Origin of the sequence: Cellulomonas terrae (assembly GCF_007990265.1) — a bacterium.
GTDB lineage: Bacteria > Actinomycetota > Actinomycetes > Actinomycetales > Cellulomonadaceae > Cellulomonas > Cellulomonas terrae.
Genome location: NZ_BJWH01000034.1, coordinates 1 through 19657 on the forward strand (window position 1 = coordinate 1; position 19657 = coordinate 19657).

A 19657-nucleotide genomic window follows, 5' to 3' on the forward strand; every position below is an offset into this window, starting at 1 on the left:
GAGGCTGCCGTCACGGCGGGCACGAGCCGGTCCACCGACGCCGCGTCGGCCGTGGCGGCGTCCCCGCTGCGGGAGCGCTCGGTCGTCCTGCTCATGCGCTCCTACGCGGCGGAGGGCCGGACCGCCGACGCGATGCACACCGCCGCGGCGTACCGCCGGCGGCTCGTCGAGGAGACGGGGCTGGACCCGTCGCCCGAGCTCGGCACGTGGGAACGCCTGGTGGCAGCCGGGTCCCTGGCGCCCAGCGGGGTGCGCACGACGACCGCGGTCCGCACGCCGGCCGGACCTCTGGTGGGCCGCGACCAGGACCTGGCAGAGCTGCTGCGGCTGCTGGCCAGCCAACCCGTGCTCACCGTCACCGGCCCGGGTGGGGTGGGCAAGACGAGACTGACGCTCCAGGCGGCGGCCGAGCACAGCGAGCGCACGGGTGCCGAGAGCGTCGCGGTGCGGTTGGCGGCCGTCACGGACGAGGAGCGGGTGCCCGAGGCGGTCGCCGCCGCGCTGGGGCTGCGGCTCGTCGGTGCGGCGCGACCGGAGTCGGTCGCCCGGATGCTCACCGGGCGGTCGGTGCTGCTCGTCCTGGACAACTGCGAGCACGTGGTCGACGCGGTGCGGGACCTCGCCGTCGCGCTGCAGGAGGCGGCGCCGACGGTGCGGCTGCTGGCGACGTCCCGGGTGACCCTGCACGTCCCGGGAGAGTTCGTGGTCCGGCTGCAGCCTCTGGCCCTGCCCCGCGACGGGGACGTGGCACGGCTCGCGCACCAGCCGAGCGTGCAGGCCTTCCTCGAGCACGCTCGCCTGCGGGTCCGCGACGTCGCGGCCGCGCCGGGCGACGCGGCGGTGCTCGTGGACGTCGTCCGCCGGCTCGACGGCCTCCCGCTGGCGATCGAGCTCGCGGCCGGGCAGCTGGGCGCGGTACCGCTCTCGGCGCTGCACGAGCGGCTCGGGCGGACGCTCGACGCGCTCGCCGCCCGGCGCCCCACGGCCGACGCCCGCCACGAGACGCTGCGCGCGACCATCGACTGGTCGTACCGCCTCCTCGACCCGGCCGACCAGACCGTCCTGCGCCGCCTCGCGCCGTTCCCCGCGGGCGTCGACCTGGAGACGTTCGAGCAGCTCTCCACCCAGGCGGCCCCGACGGCCGACCCCGTCGCCGTGCTGGCCAGGCTCGTCGACCACTCCTTCGTCGACGCCGCCCACGAGGACCTGCCCCGCTACCGGCTCCTGGAGACCATCCGCGCGTTCCTGCTCGACGACCTCGACGCGCGCGACGAGCGCACCGAGGCCGAGACGACGTTCCTGCGGTGGGCGTCGCAGGCCGCCGTCGAGATCGGGACCGCCGTGCGCGGTGCGGCCGAGGCGGCGGCGGACCGGCGCCTGCGGGCAGAGCTCGCCAACCTGCGCGCGGCCCGCGACCTGTCGCGACGCCGCGGTGACGTGGAGCTGCGGATCGACCTGACGCTCGCCCTGGACGACGCCGCGCCCTGGCGGGACCTGACCGAGCTCTGGGCGTGGGCGGTCGAGCTCGAACGGGACCCGCTGCTGCCGGGGAACCCCCGGGAGCCCGCCGTCCGGGCGTCGGCCGCGGAGGCGTCGTGGCTGCTGGGCGACCTGACCGGCGCGGCGCGGCTGGCCAGGGACGCGATCGGGACGGGCGGGGACGACCCTCGGGTCGTGAGCGCCTGGAGCGCGTCGGCGGCGGTCGCCCTGTTCCGTGGCGACCACGCCCGAGCGGCGCACGACTGGGCCGTCGCCGCCGCCCTGGCGCCGCTGCCGTCGCCGTACCTCGCGTCCGGCGCGCTGGCCCTGGGCTACGCCGGTGACCCGCTCGGCGCGCACGCCCTGCTCGACGAGGCCGACGACGCGCTGAGCCGCGGACCCAGCCCGTCGCACCGCGCCTGGGTCCGGTACGTCGCCGGCGAGCTGACCGCCGCGAGCGACCCCGGCACCGCGATCGAGCACTACACCGCGGCGGTCGACCTCGCGCGCAGCTGCGGCGCCGGGTTCGTCGAGGGCGTCGCGGCCGTGGGGCTGGCGGCGGCGCGGGCCGTCCGGGGTGACGTCCGGGCCTCCGCCGAGGACTACGTCGGGCTCCTGCGCTACTGGTCGGCCGCCGGGAACCTGACGCAGCTGTGGACGACGGTGCGCGACGCGGCGGTGCTGCTCGACGCGCACGGGTCCTCGGACGCGGCGGGCATCCTGCTCCTGGCCGCCGGGTCGGCCGACGCGGCGTCCGCCCTCGTCGGCCGGGCCGAGCAGCGGGCGCGCGCGATCCTGGACCGGATCGGCGCCGACCGCGTCGCCGAGCTCGACGCCCGGGCTCGCGCGATGACCGCGGCCGACGTCGTCGAGGTGGCCGTCGCCGCGCTGCGGTCCGACCTAGGCGGCCCGCCCGTAGCCTGAGCGCCCTCCTGGGCCCGACGCGGTGATCGTGGTGTCGTCCGGGACGACCTGGTCCGCCGCCACGGCGGCGCGCTGCTCGATCGAGACCCGCTCACCGACGCGCGCACCCGCACCGACGCGCGCACCGTCGCCCACGCGCGTCCCGGCTCCCAGGTGCACGTTGCTCCCGACGACCGCCGCCGGCCCCACGACGACGTCGACGTCGACCCAGCTGCCCGGTCCGACCCGCGCGCCGTCGTGCACGACCGCGCCCGCCTCGACGTACGACGTCTCGGCCAGCCACGCGCCCTCGTGCACGTGGGCAGCCGGTGACACCAGTCCACCGCCGCGCGGGTGCCGCACGTAGCGCACGACCGTCCCGAGGTCGTCCTCGAACTCCACCAGACCCTTGATCCGTCGCGACATGCCTCTCCTTCGTCGATGCTCCTGCCCGACATAACGATGTTGCGTGCCCGAGGTTTCCCGGAACCGCTCAGCCCGCGGCGAACACCGTGACAGGCTGCCCGGCATGATCGAACGGGTGCTCCCGGAGGGCGTGGAGGCCGCCGAGCACACCGGCGCGCCGCCCCCTGTCCCCCTGCACCCGTCGGAGGAGGCGGGGGTGGCGGACGCGGTGCCCGCCCGCCGCGCCGAGTACGCCGCCGTCCGCGGGTGCGCGCGCACAGCCCTGCGGAGGCTCGGCCTGGTCGACGCGGCCGTACCCGCCGGGCCCGACCGCGCGCCGGTGTGGCCGGCGGGGATCGTCGGGAGCATGACGCACGTCGACGGGTACCGCGCAGCCGCGGCCGGGCGCGCGCAGGCGTGGGCGGGGGTGGGCATCGACGCCGAGCTGCACGCGCCGTTGCCGCCCGGGGTGGCACCCCTGGTGATGAGCGACGACGAGCGGGCCGCGCTCGCCGGCACCGACCCGGCACTGTGCCCGGACCGCGTGACGTTCTCGGCCAAGGAGTCCGTGTACAAGGTCTGGTACCCGGTGACGCGGGCGTGGCTCGGGTTCGAGGACGTGGACGTCCGCCTCGGCGACGGCACCTTCGTGGCGCGGCTCGGCCGGGCCGGTCTCGGGACCCGCGTGCTGCACGGACGGTGGGCCGTCGGCGACGGCCTGGTGGTCACCGCGGTCGCGCTGGCTCGGGGCTGAGCAGCGCGACGCTCCTCTCGTCAGGAGCCTGCCAGGGCGGCGTCGATCACGGGCAGCAGGTGCTGCAGGGCCCACCTCCGGCTCAGCGGTGACGGGTGGGCCAGCGGGGAGGCGACGTCGTCGACGGCGGCGTAGTGACCGGAGGCGACCGCGGGGAGCTGGCGGAAGCGCTCGTCGGCCTCGAGGGCGTCCCGGCGGAACAGCCCTCCGTCCCCGAACGGGTAGCCGACAAGCAGGACGTCGGCGTCGAGCAGGCCGAGGTCCTCCGTGCTCACCACCCTGTCGGTCTCGTCGACCTGTGCCGCCGCCTCCGACGGCACGAGACCCAGGTCGGTGAAGAAGCTGACGTCGCTGCCGGCGGGCGGGACGTAGGTGATCTGGTCGGGGTGGACGACGGCGTACGTGCAGCTCTTCCCCTCGAGCTGCGGGTGGGCGGCCCGCGCGTCGGCGAACGCCTTCTGCACGCCGTCGACCACCGCCGCACCCTCGTCCGACAGGCCCAGGGCCTCGGCCGCGACGACGGTCCGCTCGGCCCACGTCATCGCGGTCAGTCCGTCCGCACCCCGGAACGACACGACCGGGGCGATCGTGGCGAGCTGCTCGTAGTCCTCGGCGAGGGTCCGGCCGCCGGTCGCCAGGATGACGTCGGGCTCGGACGCGGCGATGGCGGCGTGGTCCGTGCCGTCGGTCGAGTCGTAGAAGTCGACCTCGTCCTCGACGTTCGCGAGCGCGTCCTGCGTCCACGGGTCCGGCGGGAGGTCGCCGAGCTTCGGCGCCGTCACGGGCACGATCCCGAGGGCGAGAGCGATGTCGAGGTCGACGGCCGAGACCACCGCGACGCGCTCGGGCAGCGCGGTGAGCTCCGTGGTGCCGAACGGGCTGTCCAGCGTGACGGGGTAGCGACCGTCCGGCGTGATCGTGGCCGAGGGCTCCTGCGAGACCGCGGCGTCGCTGCAGGCAGCGAGGCCCCCGACGAGTGCGGCGAGGGCGAACGCGCGCAGGAGCAGGGCGGTCATGGGCCTTCCTTCCGCGTGTCCGATACGTCCGGATGGAGAACCTACTGTCCGCACGGGGCCGGGGCTGCTCACGCCCGGCGATCGAGACCCCGCGCGCCGCGTGCCGCGGCCCGGTCGTCCGGAGGCTCTTGACGACCGCGCCCGACAGGTGCATGCTCTCCGCAGGCGTTTAATCGATTTAGCAGTTCTCACGAAGGAGTGAGGTGTGACATGGCGCGAGTGCGGATCTCCGACGTCGCCGCGGCTGCGGGCGTCTCCACCGCCACGGTCTCCCTCGTCCTCAACGACCGCACCGCGCGGATCTCCGACGCGACGCGCGACCGGGTGCGGCAGGCGGCTGCGGAGGTCGGGTACACCCCCAACTCGGTGGCGCGAGGCCTGCGGACGCAGCGCAGCCGCACGATCGGCCTGATCTCCGACCGGATCGCCACGACCCCCTTCGCCGGTCGGATGCTGTCGGGCGCCCAGGACGTCGCCCGCGAGCACGGCTACCTCGTGTTCCTCGTGGACACGGACGCCGACGAGACGGTGGAGCGGGAGGCGATCCGCGCTCTGGCCGACCAGCAGGTCGACGCGATGATCTACGCCTGCATGTGGCACCGGGTCGTCGACGTCCCGGCGTCCCTCCCCCGCGGGTCCGTGTTCCTCGACTGCCGGCCCGCAGACGGTGGCTTCCCGGCGGTCGTCCCGGACGACCGCGCAGGCGCGGTCGCGGCGGTGCGCGCACTGGTCGCAGCAGGGCACCGCCGGATCGCCTACGTCGACGTCGACGAGCCGCACCCGCCCGTGGCCTCCTTCCTGCGCCACGACGGGTACCTCGAGGTGCTCGCCGAGGCAGGGATCGGCCCGGACCCCGCGCTGCACGTCCGCGGCGACACCTCGTCGGCCGGCGGGCGCGAGGCCACGGACCGCCTGCTCGACCTGCCGGCGCAGCAGCGACCCACGGCGCTGTTCTGCTTCAACGACCGCATGGCCGCCGGGGCGTACGTCGCGGCGCACCGCCGCGGGCTCGTGATCCCCCAGGACCTCTCGATCGTCGGGTACGACGACCAGCAGCTCGTCGCGGCGGAGCTCGACCCTCCGCTGACCACCGTCGCGCTGCCGCACTACGAGATGGGCCGGTGGGCGATGGAGGTCGCCCTCGGCATCCGGACGCCGGACGACCCCGGCGCCCCACACCTCATGCCCTGCCCGATCGTCGATCGGGACTCGGTGGGTCCGCCGCCGGCCACAGCTGCGAGCGACAGCCGGCGACGGACCTGACACGCAATCCCCAGCGGCCACCGTCGGTGGCCGTGGAGCGGTGACCCGACATGCCGGTCGGGCACCAGGAAAGGAACCCCCGATGAAGCGCAGGTCCCTTGTCACGATCGTATCGGTGTCGGCGGCGTCAGCCCTGGCACTGTCCGCCTGCGGACAGGCAGGTCAGGGCGATGGCGGGTCCGGAGACGGACCCCAGGAGCTCACCATGTGGACGCACTCGGCGGGCAACCCGGCCGAGCTCGAGGTCTACACCAAGATCATCGACGAGTTCAACGCGTCGCAGGACCAGTACACCGTGGTCGAGGAGTCCTTCCCCCAGGGCGCCTACAACGACGCGATCGTCGCCGCGGCGGCCGCGGGCGACCTGCCGTGCCTCCTCGACATGGACGGCCCCATCGTCCCGAACTGGGCCTGGGCGGAGTACATCCAGCCGCTCGGCCTGCCCACCAGCATCACCGACAACCTGCTCCCGACGGCCGTCGGGACGTACCAGGACGAGATCTACGCCGCCGGCTACTGGGACGCCGCGCTGTCGGTCTTCGCCCGCAAGTCGGTGCTCGACGCCAACGGCATCCGCATCCCCACCATCGACGAGCCGTGGACCATCGAGGAGTTCGACTCCGCCCTCGCCACGCTGAAGGCCGCCGGCTACGAGACGCCCCTGGACATCGGCGCCGAGGACGCGGGCGAGTGGTGGTCGTACGCGTACTCCCCCATGCTGCAGAGCGCGGGCGGCGACCTCATCGACCGCGACACCATGCTCACGGCCGACGGTGCGCTCAACGGCCCCGAGGCGGTCGAGTTCTTCACCTGGTTCCAGGACTCGTTCGCCAACGGGTACACCAGCAACTCCGGCACCATCGGCAACCAGGAGTTCAACGACGACGTCGTCGCGCTGAGCTACACGGGCGTCTGGAACGCCATGGACTCCCTGGAGGCGGTCGGCGACGACCTGCTGATCCTGCCGCCGCCGGACTTCGGCGACGGCCCGAAGATCGGCGGCGGGTCCTGGCAGTGGGGCATCTCGTCGAGCTGCGACGCCGCGGACGGTGCGCGCGAGTACCTGGAGTTCAGCTTCCAGGACAAGTACATCGCCGAGTTCAGCGACAAGCAGGTCGTCATCCCTGCGACCGCTGCCGCCGAGGAGCTGTCCGCCAACTTCGGCGAGGGCGACCCGCTGCGCCCGTTCGTCGAGCTCTCGCAGGCCTACGCGCTCGCCCGTCCCGCCACTCCGGCGTACCCGGTCATCTCGAGCACCTTCGAGAAGGCCGCGAAGGACATCATGAGCGGCGCCGACGTGCAGTCGACCCTCGACGGAGCGGTCCAGGAGATCGACACCAACATCTCGTCCAACGACGGCTACGGCTTCTGAGCCGTCCCGACCGGCGGGGGCGGCACCGCTGCTGCCCCCGCCTGAACGGACACCGATCATGACCTCGTCCACCACGTCCGTCGCGCCTCCGCGCCCCCCGGCCACCCCTGGTCGCGCCCGCCGGTCCTCTGCCGGCTCCCGCGGCGAACGCCGCTCCGGCCTCGCGATGGCGGCACCCGCCGCCCTCCTGCTCGGCCTGTTCCTCATCGTCCCCGTGCTGCTGGCGTTCGGTCTGTCGTTCACCAACGCACGGCTCATCTCGCCGAACCCCCCGCGCTTCGTCGGGCTCGACAACTTCATCCGGGCGTTCACGTCGGATCCCGTGTTCCTGCGGTCGGTCCTCAACACGTTCCTGTTCGCGATCGTCGTCGTCCCGGTGCAGGCCGGGCTCGGTCTGCTGCTCGCGGTCCTGGTGAACCAGAAGCTCCGCGGCGTGACGTTCTTCCGGATCGTCTACTTCATCCCGGTGGTCACGTCGATCGTCGTGGTGTCGATCCTCTGGAAGTTCATGTACCAGCCGAGCGGGCTCATCAACTCGTTCATCGACACCGTCACGTTCGGCGCCCTGCAGGGGGCCGACTGGCTGAACAACCCCCGCACCGCGCTGCCGGCGATCATCGTGCTGTCGATCTGGCAGGCCGTCGGCTTCCACATGCTCATCTGGCTCTCGGGGCTGCAGACCATCCCCGGCGAGCTCTACGAGGCGGCGCGCATGGACGGCGCCGACGCCTGGGCGCAGTTCAAGAACGTCACCTGGCCCGGGCTGCGCTCGACCATGATCTTCGTCCTGGTGACCATCACGATCGCGGCCCTCGGCCTGTTCGTGCAGATCGACGTGATGACGCAGGGCGGCCCGCAGAACGCCACGACGACGATCGTCTACCACGCGGTCCGCAAGGGGTACCGGGAGCAGGAGACCGGCTACGGCGCCGCGATCTCGCTCATCTTCTTCGTGCTGGTGCTCGTGATCGCCCTCGTCCAGCGCTTCGTGACCCGAGAGAAGGACTGAGCCATGACCACCGCAACCCTCTCGCGGCTGGACCGGTCGGAGCACCAGCAGCGCCGCCGGCGCCGGGTCCTCTCGTACGTCGCCATGACCGTCTTCGGGATCATCTTCCTGTTCCCGCTCGTGTTCATGTTCGTCTCCAGCCTCAAGCCGGACTCGCAGATCCTGTCCGACGTCCGCTCGCTCGACGCGTTCCTGCCCGTGGGCGACATCAGCCTGGACAACTACCGCGGCGTGTTCGACCGCGTCCCGGTGGCCCGGTTCCTGATCAACTCGGTCCTGGTCACCACGCTCATCGTCGTGCTCGGCCTCGTGGTCAACAGCATGTGCGGCTTCGCCCTGTCGCGGCTGCAGTGGAAGGGCCGCGGCGTGGTGCTCGCCGTCGTCATCGCCACGCTCATCGTGCCGTTCGAGACCATCGCGATCCCGATGGTCTACTGGGTCTCCAAGCTGCCGACCCTGGTCTTCGAGGGCGGGGTCCCGAAGTACGACTTCGGCTGGCTGAACACCTACCAGGTGCAGATCATCCCGTTCATCGCGAACGCGTTCTCCATCTTCCTGTTCACCCAGTACTTCTCGACGATCCCGAAGTCCCTCGACGAGGCCGCACGGATCGACGGCGCCGGGTGGTTCACCATCTACCGCAAGATCGTCGTCCCCCTGGCCGGTCCGGCGTTCGCCACGGTCGCCATCCTCACGTTCCTGCCCGCCTGGAACTCCTACCTGTGGCCGCTCATGGTCGTGCAGGAGGAGAGCCTGCGCCCCGTCATGGTCGGGATGCAGTACTTCTTCCAGCTCAACACCGCCTGGGGCGAGGTGATGGCGTACACGACCCTCATCACGCTGCCCGTGCTCATCGTGTTCCTCTCGTTCCAGCGGGCCTTCGTCAGCAGCGTCGCCGCCAGCGGCGTCAAGGGCTGACCCCGCGCACCCTCGAACCCCTCGCCGGCGACGGCGTGAAAGGCAGACATGTTCACCCTTCCCGAGTCCTGGGTGTGGGACTTCTGGCTCGCTGACGACGGCGACCGGTACCACCTCTTCTTCCTCTACGCGTCGCGGGCGCTGCACGAGCCGGACCGCCGGCACTACCGGGCCTCCATCGGGCACGCGGTGTCGTCGGACCTGCAGGAGTGGACGCGCGTGACGGACGCGCTGGTGCGGAGCGACGCCCCGGCGTTCGACGACCTGGCCACGTGGACCGGGTCGGTGGTGCAGCACCCCGACGGGACCTGGTTCCTCTTCTACACGGGCTCGACGCTCACGCCGGCGGGCAACGTGCAGACGATCGGGTACGCCACCTCGGACGACCTGATGACGTGGGACAAGTCCCCGACGAACCCCGTGCTGCGCGCCGACGGCGAGTGGTACGAGGTGCTGGCCGACGGGCAGTGGCACGACGAGGCGTTCCGCGACCCGTGGGTGTTCCCCGACCCGGACGGCGACGGCTGGCACATGCTGATCACCGCCCGGGCACGCACGGGTCCTGCCGACGACCGCGGTGTCGTCGGCCACGCGTGGTCGCCCGACCTGCGCACGTGGGAGCTCCGGCCACCGTTGTCGGAACCCGGGAGGGGCTTCGGTCAGCTCGAGGTCATGCAGGTCGAGGTCGTCGACGGCTCCCCCGTGCTCCTGTTCTCCTGCCTGGCGACGGACATGTCCGCGGCCGGTGTCGCCTCGGGTGCGACCGGCGGCGTCTGGGCGACACCGGCGGCGAGCCTGCTCGGACCGTACGACGTCGCCGACGCCCACCAGGCGACGGACGACTCCTTGTACAGCGGGCGCCTGGTGCGACGCCGGTCCGACGGCCGGTGGGTGCTGCTCGCGTTCCACCACTCGGGCTCCGACGGGGGGTTCGTCGGGGGCGTCAGCGACCCCGTGCCGGTCCGGTGGGACGGCAGGCGGATGGAGCTTCTGGAGCCGGTGCCGCTGGTCGACTGAGAGGCCCCGCCTACCGGCGGGTAACCCCCGTGCCGAACACACCTCCGCAGGTGCCGGCACGGGGGTTTCTCGTCGCCCGCGACAGGCCTCTGACCTGCGCGTTCATCGCAGACCGTCCGCGGGCTGGACGGATGGCCCCGCGAGCCTCACACTTGCGCCTGCCCCCCTGATGGTCCGGCCGCCGATGGCCGGGAAAGGACCCCCGGCCGTGCTGCGCACCGTCACCTCGCACCTGTCCCTGGACGTGCGCACCCCGCTCGAGATCCTCCTCTCCGTCGCCGTCGCGGACGGGGCCTACGACCGCTCCGAGATCCTGTCGGTGCGCCACGAGGACGGCCCCCTGGACGTCGCCGAGATCAAGATGGCGCACGGGGGTCGCATGCACCGCGTGCTGTCCCCCGCGGGCCGCCTGGTCGTCGACTACCAGGCCACCATCACCGGCCAGAGCGACCTGCCGGCCGTCGAGGACGTCGACCTCGTCGAGTACCGCCGGCCCAGCCGCTACGCCGAGTCGGACCGCCTCCTGGCGTTCGCCCGGGACCAGTTCCGGGGCATCGAGGGCGCCGAGCTCCTCGACGCCGTCGTCGCGTGGGTCACCGGCCACGTCACCTACCTGTCGGGGTCGAGCCTGCCCACCGACGGCGCCACGGACACCCTGCTCAAGCGTCGCGGGGTGTGCCGCGACTTCGCGCACCTCGTCGTGGCGCTGCTGCGGGCCAAGGACGTCCCCGCCCGCCTCGTGTCGGTGTACGCACCCGGGCTCAAGCCGATGGACTTCCACGCGGTCGCCGAGGCCTACGTCGACGGCGCCTGGCACGTGGTCGACGCGACCCGGCTGGCCCCGCGCGAGTCGCTGGTCCGGATCGCCACCGGTCGCGACGCCACCGACACCGCGTTCCTGTCCTACTACGGCGGCCAGCTCTCGATCCGGGCCATGACGGTGACGGCAGCCGTGCACACGGTGCCCGCCGCGCTCCCGGCCGACGACGGCACCGGGCTCGTCGCCCTGCGCTGACCGCTAGACGGAGAGCCCGACGACCGACCCGACGGCGAACGTCACAGCCATCGCGATCGAGCCGCCGAGCACGTTGCGCAGCACCGCCCGGCGCGGCTCGGCATCGCTGAACCGCGCCGCGACGAGGCCGGTGAGGACCAGCGCGACGACGACCGCCGCGAACGTGGCCGGTACCCGGGCGCTCCCCCACGGCGCGAGCACCACGAGCAGCGGGATCAGACCGCCGACGAGGAACGCCCCGAGCGACGCGACCGCGGCGTGCCACGGGTTGGTGTACTCGTCGGGCCCGCTCACCACCAGCGTCGGCAGCACCCGGCCGCGCCGGACGGCCGACCGCTCCGCGTCGCGCTGGCTGCTCACAGACACGTACTCGCCCGCCGCCATGGACAGCGCACCGGCGACGAGAGCCGCGATCCCGGCGATCGCGATCGTGCTCACGCGGGTCGCTGCGCCTGCGACGCCGAGGACCGTCGCGGCGACCGAGACGATGCCGTCGTTGGCGCCCAGCACACCCGCGCGCAACCAGTTCAGGCTCCGCAGCGTGGGGGCCGGGCGGGAGGTCTGGAGGGCGGTCATACCTTCACGGTAGGGACCTACGGCGCTGTTGTCATCGAAGCAAAGGCTGCCCTGACCTGCGACGATGCAGGTTTGCCTTGCCTCAGTCAGGCGCTCTCGCGCAGGTTGCGACGGCGCCCCTCGACCTCGACCAGCTCCGCGAAGGCGGCCTGGTACGCGGCCGGGTCCGCCTCGGCGTCCATGCGCTGGAGGCGCCCGCGCAGGTCGGCGATGTGCCGCGTGAACCCGATCTCGACCAGCCGCAGGACGACACCCTTGACGTAGCCCTCGAGCGACTCGGGGCGGTCCTCGGGCAGCGGCGCGACGGCGAGCTCGGTGACCAGGGAACGGACGGGCTCGGCCGCTTCCTCGATGACCGCGCCGACCCAGCCGGTCGAGCCGCCGGACTCCTGGACCAGGGGACGGGCGACGCTGAGCCCCCCGGCCGCGCGGATGGCCTCGTGGACGGCACGGTAGGCGGGAGCGCCGAACGCGTCCGTCGGGAGCTCGTCGAAGTCGGCGGCCACCAGGTCGGGCCGCTGGAGCACCACCTCGAGGGCGGTGCGCTCGATCTGCGCGACCGGGTCCCGACGGTCGGGCACGGGCATGCGCTGGACGGGGACGGGCGTCGGCTCGGACGACGCGACGGGCCTCTCCTGACGGCCGGTGCCCTGGGGGCGCGTCGACGCACCCTGCACGGCCCGGCGCACGGCGTCCTGGTCGTCGATGCCGAGCCACCCCGACAGCAGCCGGGTGTACTCGGGGCGCAGCGCGGCGTCGCGGATCCCGGCGACGATCGGCGCGGCCGCGCGCAGGGCACCGATGCGGCCCTCGGCGGTGCGCAGGTCGTAGGACGCGAGGGTCGAGCGGATGACGAACTCGTACAGCGGGGTCCGGCCGGCGACCAGCGCGCGGACCGCGTCCGGGCCCTTGGCCTGGCGGAGCTCGCAGGGGTCCATGCCGGACTTCTCGACGGCGACGAACGTCTGTGCCGAGAACGACTGGTCCTCCCCGAACGCCCGCAGCGCGGCCTTCTGACCGGCGGCGTCGCCGTCGAACGTGAAGATGATCTCGCCGCCGACCGACGCACCGGAGGCCAGCTGGACGCCACCGGACGACCCGGAGTCGCCGATGAGCCGTCGCACGATGCGCGCGTGGTCGGACCCGAACGCGGTGCCGCACGTGGCCACGGCGGTGCCGACCCCGGACAGGTGCATGGCCATCACGTCGGTGTACCCCTCGACGACGACCACCCGCTTGTCGCGCTGCAGGTCCCGCTTGGCCAGGTCGATGCCGTAGAGCACGTGCGACTTCTTGTAGAGCGGGGTCTCGGGGGTGTTCAGGTACTTGGGCCCCTGGTCCTCCTCGAAGAGTCGCCGCGCGCCGAAGCCGACGGTCTCCCCCGTGACCTCACGGATGGGCCAGACCAACCGGCCGCGGAACCGGTCGTAGACGCCGCGCTGCCCCTGGCTGACCAGCCCGGAGAGGGTCAGCTCCGCCTCGGTGAACCCACGCCCCCGCAGGTGCTTCATGAGCGAGTCCCAGCCCTGCGGCGCGAACCCGACGCCGAAGTCCGCGGCGGCGGTCCGGTCGAAGCCGCGCTCGGCCAGGAACTGGCGACCGGCCGCGGCGGCGGGGGTGCTCAGCTGCTCCCGGTAGAACTCCTCGGCCACCTTGTGCGCCTCGATGAGCCGACGACGCTTGCCGGGCTCCTCACCGGGGCGGGGGGCGCCGCCCTCCTCGTACCGGAGCTGGAGGCCGACCTTGCCGGCCAGGTACTCGACGGCCTCGGAGAACCCGAGCCCGTCGACCTTCTGGACGAAGTCGATGACGTCGCCACCCTCACCGCAGCCGAAGCAGTGGTAGCGGCCGACCTGGGGCCGCACGTGGAACGAGGGGGAACGCTCGTCGTGGAACGGGCACAGGCCCTTCATGGACCCGACGCCCGCGGACCTCAGCGTGACGTGCTGGCCGACGATCTCCTCGATGTGGGCGCGCTCGCGGACCGCCTCCACGTCCTCCCGCCGGATGCGACCTGCCACGCCAGGAGTCTAGGCGTCGGCGCCGACGGCACGGACCGTTCTCAGACGAGGACGGGCGGTCCGCCGTGCCGGGGCGGGTGAACCAGGCGGGCGTGCAGCTCGGCGGCCGAGACGTCCGTGAGGGAGGCCACCTGGTCGATCACAACGCGCAGGCGGGCGGCGTCGTTCTCGGCCTCCACCCAGTCCGCCGCGAACGGCGGCTCCAGGGCGATCGGGGCGCGCTCCGACAGCACGTGCACGAGGTCGACGAGCACTTCGCGCTGCCGGTGGTAGAGCGGTTCGAGCTCGCGCGGCGCCATGACGTACGTGACGGCGAGCCCCTTGAGCACCAGGATCTCGGCGAGCGTCTCGTGCGGGACGATCAGGTCGGCCGCGTACCGGGTCAGCGGTCCGGTGCCGTACTCCTCGCGCGTGGCCAGCTGCGACGCCTTGGCGAACCGGCCGATGAGCTGGCTGGTCGAGTCCTTGAGCGAGGCCAGCGCCGCGCGTGACCCGTCGAACCCCGGACGCCACAGCCGCGCAGCGACCAGCCGGTCGATCGCGTCCTGCAGCCCCTGCGCGCTCACCGCGTCGCCGTACCAGGTCTGCACGGCCTCGACCACGCGGTCACGCTCGCCGGGGACGCCGAGCACCTCGAGATCGAGGCGCCCGCCCACGACGGCGTCCTCGACGTCGTGCACCGAGTAGGAGATGTCGTCGGCCAGGTCCATGACCTGCGCCTCGAGGCACTTGCGACCGCCGGGCGCCTGCTCGCGCAGCCACTCGAAGACGGGCAGGTCGTCCTCGTAGACGCCGAACTTGTGCGTCGGCTTCCCGCTGGCGGCGCTGACCGGACCCTGCAGGTGTCGCCACGGGTACTTGACCGACGCGTCGAGGCTGGCGCGCGTCAGGTTGAGGCCGACCGCGCGCCCGTCGGGGGCGACGACCTTGGGCTCCAGCCGGGTGAGCAGCCGCAGGGTCTGGGCGTTGCCCTCGAACCCGCCGATCCCCTTGGCCAGCTCGGCCAGGGCACGTTCGCCGTTGTGCCCGAACGGCGGGTGCCCGAGGTCGTGCGCCAGGCACGCGGTGTCGACGATGTCGGGGTCGCAGCCGAGCGCCTTGCCGATCTCCCGGCCCACCTGCGCGACCTCGAGCGTGTGCGTCAGCCGCGTCCGGACGAAGTCGTCCGACGACGGCCCGAGCACCTGCGTCTTGGCGCCCAGGCGGCGTAGCGCCGAGGAGTGCACGAGCCTCGCGCGGTCCCGCTCGAACGCCGTCCGCTCGCGCGACTTGGCCGGCTCGGGGACCCAGCGCTCCCGGTCGGCGTCGACGTAGCCGTCGAGGTCGAGGGACTGATCGAGTTGGGTCACCGGTCCAGCGTAACGATCACGCCAGCCGCCAGACCTGCACCCCCGGCCCGTCACCCGGCAGCACCAGCGCGTCCGGCCGCACCCCGAGGTCACCGCCGCCGTAGAGGTTCTCGGGCGACTCCCCCGGTGCGAGCAGGTGCCGCGGCAGGTCGACGCCCTCCCACGGGGCACGCGCCACGAGCACGAGCACCCGCTCGTCGAGCGTCTCGCGCAGGTACGCCACCGCGTCGGGCGTCACGACGGCCCACCGCATCCCGCCCTCGCGCAGCGCGCGCGAGCCGCGCCGGACCGCGATGAGCGACCGGTAGATCTCGAACGTCGCGGCGTCCCAGCGCGGTCCGCCGCCGGCGTCGATCTGGTCCCACGGCATCGCGACGCGGGCGTGCTCGCCGTTGGTGCCGGTCAGCCCGCCCTCGTCGCCCGCGAACATCGCCGGGGTCCCGGGGTAGGTGAACAGCAGGCCGGCGGCCAGCTCGACGCGCTCCCGCGTGCCGACGACGGTCCGGAGCCGCGCCGTGTCGTGCGAGCCCAGCATGTTCCACTGGTGGGTCGTCACCGCCCACGGCACCGTCGAGTCGAAGTCGCGCATGGTGTCGACCATGGACACCCCGTCGCGACGCGGGATCGGCACGGGCATCCCGAGGAACCCGAGGTCCAGCGACGGGTCCACCAGCCACGTCCACACCGGTCGCGTGAACGCCGAGTAGTTCATGTTCGCGTGCCAGCCACCCGCCGCCAGGTCCGTGCCGGCGTCGTGGAAGTGCTCCGAGACCAGCACCGCCTCCGGGTTGAGCGCGTGCATCGTCGACCGGATCGTGCGGGCCACCTGGAGCGTCAGGTCGTCATCGGCGTACCGGCCGGTCATGTTGGCGACGTCGATCCGCCAGCCGTCCAAGGAGTACGGCTCGACCAGCCAGCGGCCGATCACCGAGTCCGGGCCCTCGACCATCCGACCCGCGAGCGCGGGGGCGTTGTAGTTGAGCTTGGGCAGCGACGCGTGCTCCAGCCAGCCGACGTAGCCGGGGTCGTCGTCGGTCCAGTAGTAGAACGACCCCTCCTCGCTGGACCGGTCGGCCTGCGCGCGGCCGAACCACTCGTGGCCGGCGCCCGTGTGGTTCGTCGTGAGGTCCCCGAGGATGCGCATCCCGCGTGCGTGCACCGCGCGGCTCAGGGACGCGAGCGCCTCGTCACCACCCAGCAGCGGGTCGACGACGTCGAACGTGCTCGCGTCGTAGCGGTGGTTGGAGCGGCCCGGGAAGACCGGCGTCAGGTACAGGGTGTCGACGCCGAGGCGCTGCAGGTGGTCGAGCCGCTGCTCGACGCCGGGCAGGTCCCCGCCGAAGTACTGCTGCGCGACGCCGGGACCCGACGCGATCGGCTCGTCGTCCCAGGCGGCCGGCAGTGCCCAGTCCGGGAGCGGGCCGGTGTCCCTGCCCGAGCGCGCGAACCGGTCCGGGAAGACCTGGTAGACCACGGACGTGTCCATCCAGGCGGGTGCCGGGTCGTGGACGGTGAGCCGGAAGTCGCCCGCGTCGGGAACGTCCCGGCTGTGCAGCCCGCGCCCGTTGAGCCAGCGGTAGCCCCCTGGCTCGTCGAGGAGCACGCGGTAGCCGGCGACCGGGTTGTGCACCGGCACCTCGCCGACGTACCAGCGGGCGTCGTCGTCGATCCGCTCGAGGCGCGTCGGCACCATCCGCGGCTCCGCGTCGCGCACCGTGCGCAGCCAGACGGCCCGCTCGGTCCCCGACAGCGGCACCCGGACGCGCACCGGGACGACGTCGCCGAGCCGCGGCGTGGCGCGCCGGACGTACAGCTCCGAGCCGTCGTGGTGGGGCTGGTCGAGCAGGTGCGTCATCCCTTGACCGACCCGGCCGTCAGCCCCCCGACGATGTACTTCTGGAGCGCGAAGAACAGGGCGATCACGGGGATCGCGGCGAGCACCGCGCCGGCTGCGAACACACCCCACTTCGCCGTGCGCTCGTCGGCAGCCCACGAGTACAGCCCCAGGGCGACGGTGTAGCTCTCGACCTTGCCCAACACCACGGATGCGAGCAGGTACTCGCCGTACGTCGAGATGAACGAGAGCAGCCCCACCACCGCGAGGATCGGCGTGACCAGCCGCAGGATGATCGTCCAGAAGATCTGGGCGTGCGTGGCGCCGTCGATCTTCGCCGCCTCGTCGAGCTCGCGCGGGATCGTGTTGAAGAACCCGTACATGAGGAACGCGTTCACGCCGAGCGCGCCGCCCAGGTAGACCAGGATGATCCCGAGCTGGCTGTTCAGGCCGAGCGCGGGGAACACCTTCCCGATGGTGAGCAGCAGCAGGAAGATCGCCACGAACGCGAGCGTCTGCGGGAACATCTGGAAGAGCAGCAGCGCCGTCAGCGAGCCGTGCCGGCCCTTGAAGCGGAACCGCGAGAACGCGTAGGCCGCCGCCGCCGCCATGAGCACGGTCCCGATCGCCACCACCGTCGAGATGAGCAGCGAGTTGGCGAACCAGGTCGTGTACTGCGTGCCGAGCAGCTCCTCGAAGTTCTCGACGCTGATGGTCCGGAACAGCACGTTCGACCCGGTCAGGGTCCCGCCGGGGTTGAGCGACGCGGAGACCAGGTACACGAACGGGAACAGGCACAGCAGGATCGCGACGATCGCGACGACGTGCCGCCAGCCGACCTCGCGCCACCACCGCATGCCCGTGACCGGGGAGTACTGCTCGACCGACCCTGTGGACCTCCGGGCCTTCTTCGGTGTCGGCTCGACCGTCGTGGTGGTCATCACAGCTCCTCGAGTCGGCGCGTGCGGCGGAAGCCGGCCCAGGAGATGGCGCCGACGATGATGAAGATGAGGATCGACAGGGCGCTGGCCAGGCCGTACTGCTTCAGACCGCTCTCGAAGGCCACGGAGTAGACCATCGAGATGAGCAGGTCGGTATGGCCGACGAGGATCGGTGTCCCCTCGAAGTTCGGCCCGCCGCCGGTGAGCAGGTAGATGAGCGTGAAGTTGTTGAAGTTGAACGCGAACGACGCGATCAGCAGCGGCGCGACCGCCACCATCAGCAGCGGGAGCACGATGGACCGCTGGACGCGCGCAGCACCTGCGCCGTCCATCCGTGCGGACTCGATCACGTCGTGCGGGATGGACTGCAGCGCCCCTGTGCAGACCAGGAACATGTAGGGGAAGCCCAGCCAGAGGTTGACGCCGAGGATCGACAGCTTCGCGAGCCACTCGTCGGTCAGCCACGGGATGTCAGCGCCGCCCAGCAGGACCTCGTTGACGAACCCGAAGCGCTCGTTCAGCAGGCCGCGCCAGACGAGGGCCGAGATGAAGGCCGGGAGCGCGTACGGCAGGAGGAGCAGCGACCGGTAGATCCGTCGACCCTTGACCCGGGGGTCGTTGAACACGACGGCGAGGAACAGGCCCACGACGAACGTCGTCAGCACGGACAGGATCGCGAAGGCGAAGGTCCACCACAGGATCGAGAAGAACGGTCCCGCGATGCGCGAGTCGGTGAAGAACGCGGTGAAGTTCTCGAAGCCGACGGTCACCCGCCAGCCGGGCAGGAGCACCTCGCCGTCCTCGGAGACGAAGTTGCCGCGGTCGGACGGCGTGAACACCGTGCCCGTCGCCGGGTCGGTCATCGTGTCGGCGGCCTCGTCGTAGACGAGCGTCGACTCGTAGACGTAGCCGGTGGACCCGTCCTGCGTGCGCAGCGACCCGTCGTTCGGGTCGTCGGAGACGGGAACGCGCAGGTTGGTGATCTCGTCCTGCTGCTGCGCGATCTGCGCGAACTGCAGGACGTCGTAGCCGGGCACGGCCGTGACCTTGTCGGCCTCGACGGTCGCGTCGTCGACGGTCTGGAGCGGCTGCTCGGCTGTGCCGACCTGGACGTCGCCGTCCTCGTCGACGATCGCGAAGCCGAGCTCCGTGCCGCTCTGCACGACCGTGAGCGGGAAGCTCGGCGAGCCCTCCACGCGGCGCTCGGTCTGGACGAGGATGGCCTCGATCGCGTCGGCCTTGTCGGAGTTGTGGCCGTCGCCGTAGTTCGTGAACGCGACATAGCCGGTGTAGACCATGGCGAAGAGCTGGTACACGAGCAGGAACAGCAGGCCGGGCACGAGGTACTTGGCCGGCAGCATCCGCCGAGAGAAGTAGACCCAGTTCACGACGACGAGCGCGAAGACGAGGAAGGCGACGATCGCCCAGGAACCGACCGCGGCGGCCGCCAGGATCCCGTAGACGCCGAGGGCGTCGACCAGGGCGACGAGGATGAGCTTGGCGACGAATCCCGGCGACATGTTGCGCGCGTGGGAGTCGCCGGAACGGGTTCGGCGGCTGCCGTCCTCGGGTGGCGGCAGCGCCCCCTGAGAGACGACGTCCTGCGCGGTCTGCTGGTCCGTCATGAGGTCCTCCGTGCTGCGCGACGTCGCGCGGCGACAGGGCGGGGCGCTGCCCGCGGTGGAGCGTGGGCGTACGACGTGCTGCCTGCGCATCGATCGTCGCAGGACCAGGCCGGTCCGGCCTGGTGACGGCTCGCCGAGGCCCTGGTCAGGACCTCGGCGA

Annotated in this window: 16 protein-coding genes; 8 read left to right on the plus strand and 8 right to left on the minus strand. The window is 72.4% G+C overall.

Annotation, left to right across the window (positions count from 1 at the left end):
- Nucleotides 1-2403 (plus strand): ATP-binding protein (locus CTE05_RS19390; protein WP_146847941.1); only part of this gene is annotated, 2403 nt, incomplete at its 5' end.
- Here the strand turns inward: CTE05_RS19390 and CTE05_RS19395 are convergent.
- Complete coding sequence (locus CTE05_RS19395; protein WP_146847942.1) at nt 2380-2808, minus strand: transferase; 429 nt, start codon at nt 2806-2808, stop codon at nt 2380-2382. The two genes, CTE05_RS19390 and CTE05_RS19395, sit on opposite strands and share 24 nt — an antisense overlap.
- Nucleotides 2809-2911: 103 nt before the next feature.
- Here CTE05_RS19395 and CTE05_RS19400 point away from each other — a divergent pair, with 103 nt between their 5' ends.
- Entirely contained in the window at nt 2912-3541 is a 630-nt protein-coding gene (locus CTE05_RS19400) for a 4'-phosphopantetheinyl transferase family protein (protein WP_146847943.1), read from the plus strand.
- 20 nt (nt 3542-3561) lie between these two features.
- Here the strand turns inward: CTE05_RS19400 and CTE05_RS19405 are convergent, their stop codons facing one another.
- A complete protein-coding gene (locus CTE05_RS19405; RefSeq protein ID WP_146847944.1) occupies nt 3562-4557 on the minus strand; it encodes an ABC transporter substrate-binding protein in 996 nt (331 codons plus the stop codon).
- 210 nt (nt 4558-4767) lie between these two features.
- Here CTE05_RS19405 and CTE05_RS19410 point away from each other — a divergent pair, with 210 nt between their 5' ends.
- The 6 genes from CTE05_RS19410 (at nt 4768) to CTE05_RS19435 (ending at nt 11151) form a co-directional block, all read left to right on the plus strand.
- Nucleotides 4768-5820: a LacI family DNA-binding transcriptional regulator gene (locus CTE05_RS19410; protein ID WP_146847945.1), complete on the plus strand. Its 1053-nt coding sequence runs from the start codon at nt 4768-4770 to the stop codon at nt 5818-5820.
- 205 nt (nt 5821-6025) lie between these two features.
- Nucleotides 6026-7192 (plus strand): sugar ABC transporter substrate-binding protein, encoded by a 1167-nt coding sequence (locus tag CTE05_RS19415; protein ID WP_246123766.1) that lies wholly within the window; start codon nt 6026-6028, stop codon nt 7190-7192.
- A 58-nt stretch (nt 7193-7250) separates the two neighbouring features.
- Nucleotides 7251-8201, plus strand: coding sequence for a carbohydrate ABC transporter permease (locus CTE05_RS19420; protein WP_146847947.1), 951 nt, complete (start codon nt 7251-7253; stop codon nt 8199-8201).
- Nucleotides 8202-8285: 84 nt separating this feature from the next.
- Nucleotides 8286-9119, plus strand: a complete 834-nt coding sequence (locus tag CTE05_RS19425) for a carbohydrate ABC transporter permease (RefSeq protein WP_246123767.1) — start codon at nt 8286-8288, stop codon at nt 9117-9119.
- Between the two features lie 48 nt (nt 9120-9167).
- The gene (locus CTE05_RS19430; protein ID WP_146847949.1) at nt 9168-10136 is read left to right on the plus strand and encodes a glycoside hydrolase family 68 protein; all 969 of its coding nucleotides are present in this window, start codon (nt 9168-9170) and stop codon (nt 10134-10136) included.
- A 208-nt stretch (nt 10137-10344) separates the two neighbouring features.
- Nucleotides 10345-11151, plus strand: a complete 807-nt coding sequence (locus CTE05_RS19435; protein ID WP_186814945.1) for a transglutaminase-like domain-containing protein — start codon at nt 10345-10347, stop codon at nt 11149-11151.
- Nucleotides 11152-11154: 3 nt separating this feature from the next.
- Here the strand turns inward: CTE05_RS19435 and CTE05_RS19440 are convergent, their stop codons facing one another.
- From CTE05_RS19440 to CTE05_RS19465, 6 genes are all read right to left on the minus strand, one after another.
- A complete protein-coding gene (locus CTE05_RS19440) occupies nt 11155-11727 on the minus strand; it encodes a VIT1/CCC1 transporter family protein (RefSeq protein WP_146847951.1) in 573 nt (190 codons plus the stop codon).
- An 86-nt stretch (nt 11728-11813) separates the two neighbouring features.
- Entirely contained in the window at nt 11814-13748 is a 1935-nt protein-coding gene (gene dnaG, locus CTE05_RS19445) for a DNA primase (protein WP_146847952.1), read from the minus strand.
- A gap of 41 nt (nt 13749-13789) precedes the next feature.
- Nucleotides 13790-15097 (minus strand): deoxyguanosinetriphosphate triphosphohydrolase, encoded by a 1308-nt coding sequence (locus CTE05_RS19450; protein ID WP_146847953.1) that lies wholly within the window; start codon nt 15095-15097, stop codon nt 13790-13792.
- A 16-nt stretch (nt 15098-15113) separates the two neighbouring features.
- Nucleotides 15114-16952, minus strand: a complete 1839-nt coding sequence (locus CTE05_RS19455; RefSeq protein WP_146847954.1) for a glycoside hydrolase family 13 protein — start codon at nt 16950-16952, stop codon at nt 15114-15116.
- On the minus strand, nt 16949-17872 hold the full coding sequence (locus CTE05_RS19460; RefSeq protein WP_146847955.1) for a sugar ABC transporter permease: 924 nt from the start codon (nt 17870-17872) through the stop codon (nt 16949-16951). Before CTE05_RS19460 ends, CTE05_RS19455 begins: the two co-directional genes overlap by 4 nt.
- On the minus strand, nt 17872-19497 hold the full coding sequence (locus CTE05_RS19465) for an ABC transporter permease subunit (protein ID WP_146847956.1): 1626 nt from the start codon (nt 19495-19497) through the stop codon (nt 17872-17874). Before CTE05_RS19465 ends, CTE05_RS19460 begins: the two co-directional genes overlap by 1 nt.
- Between the last annotated feature and the right edge of the window lie 160 nt (nt 19498-19657).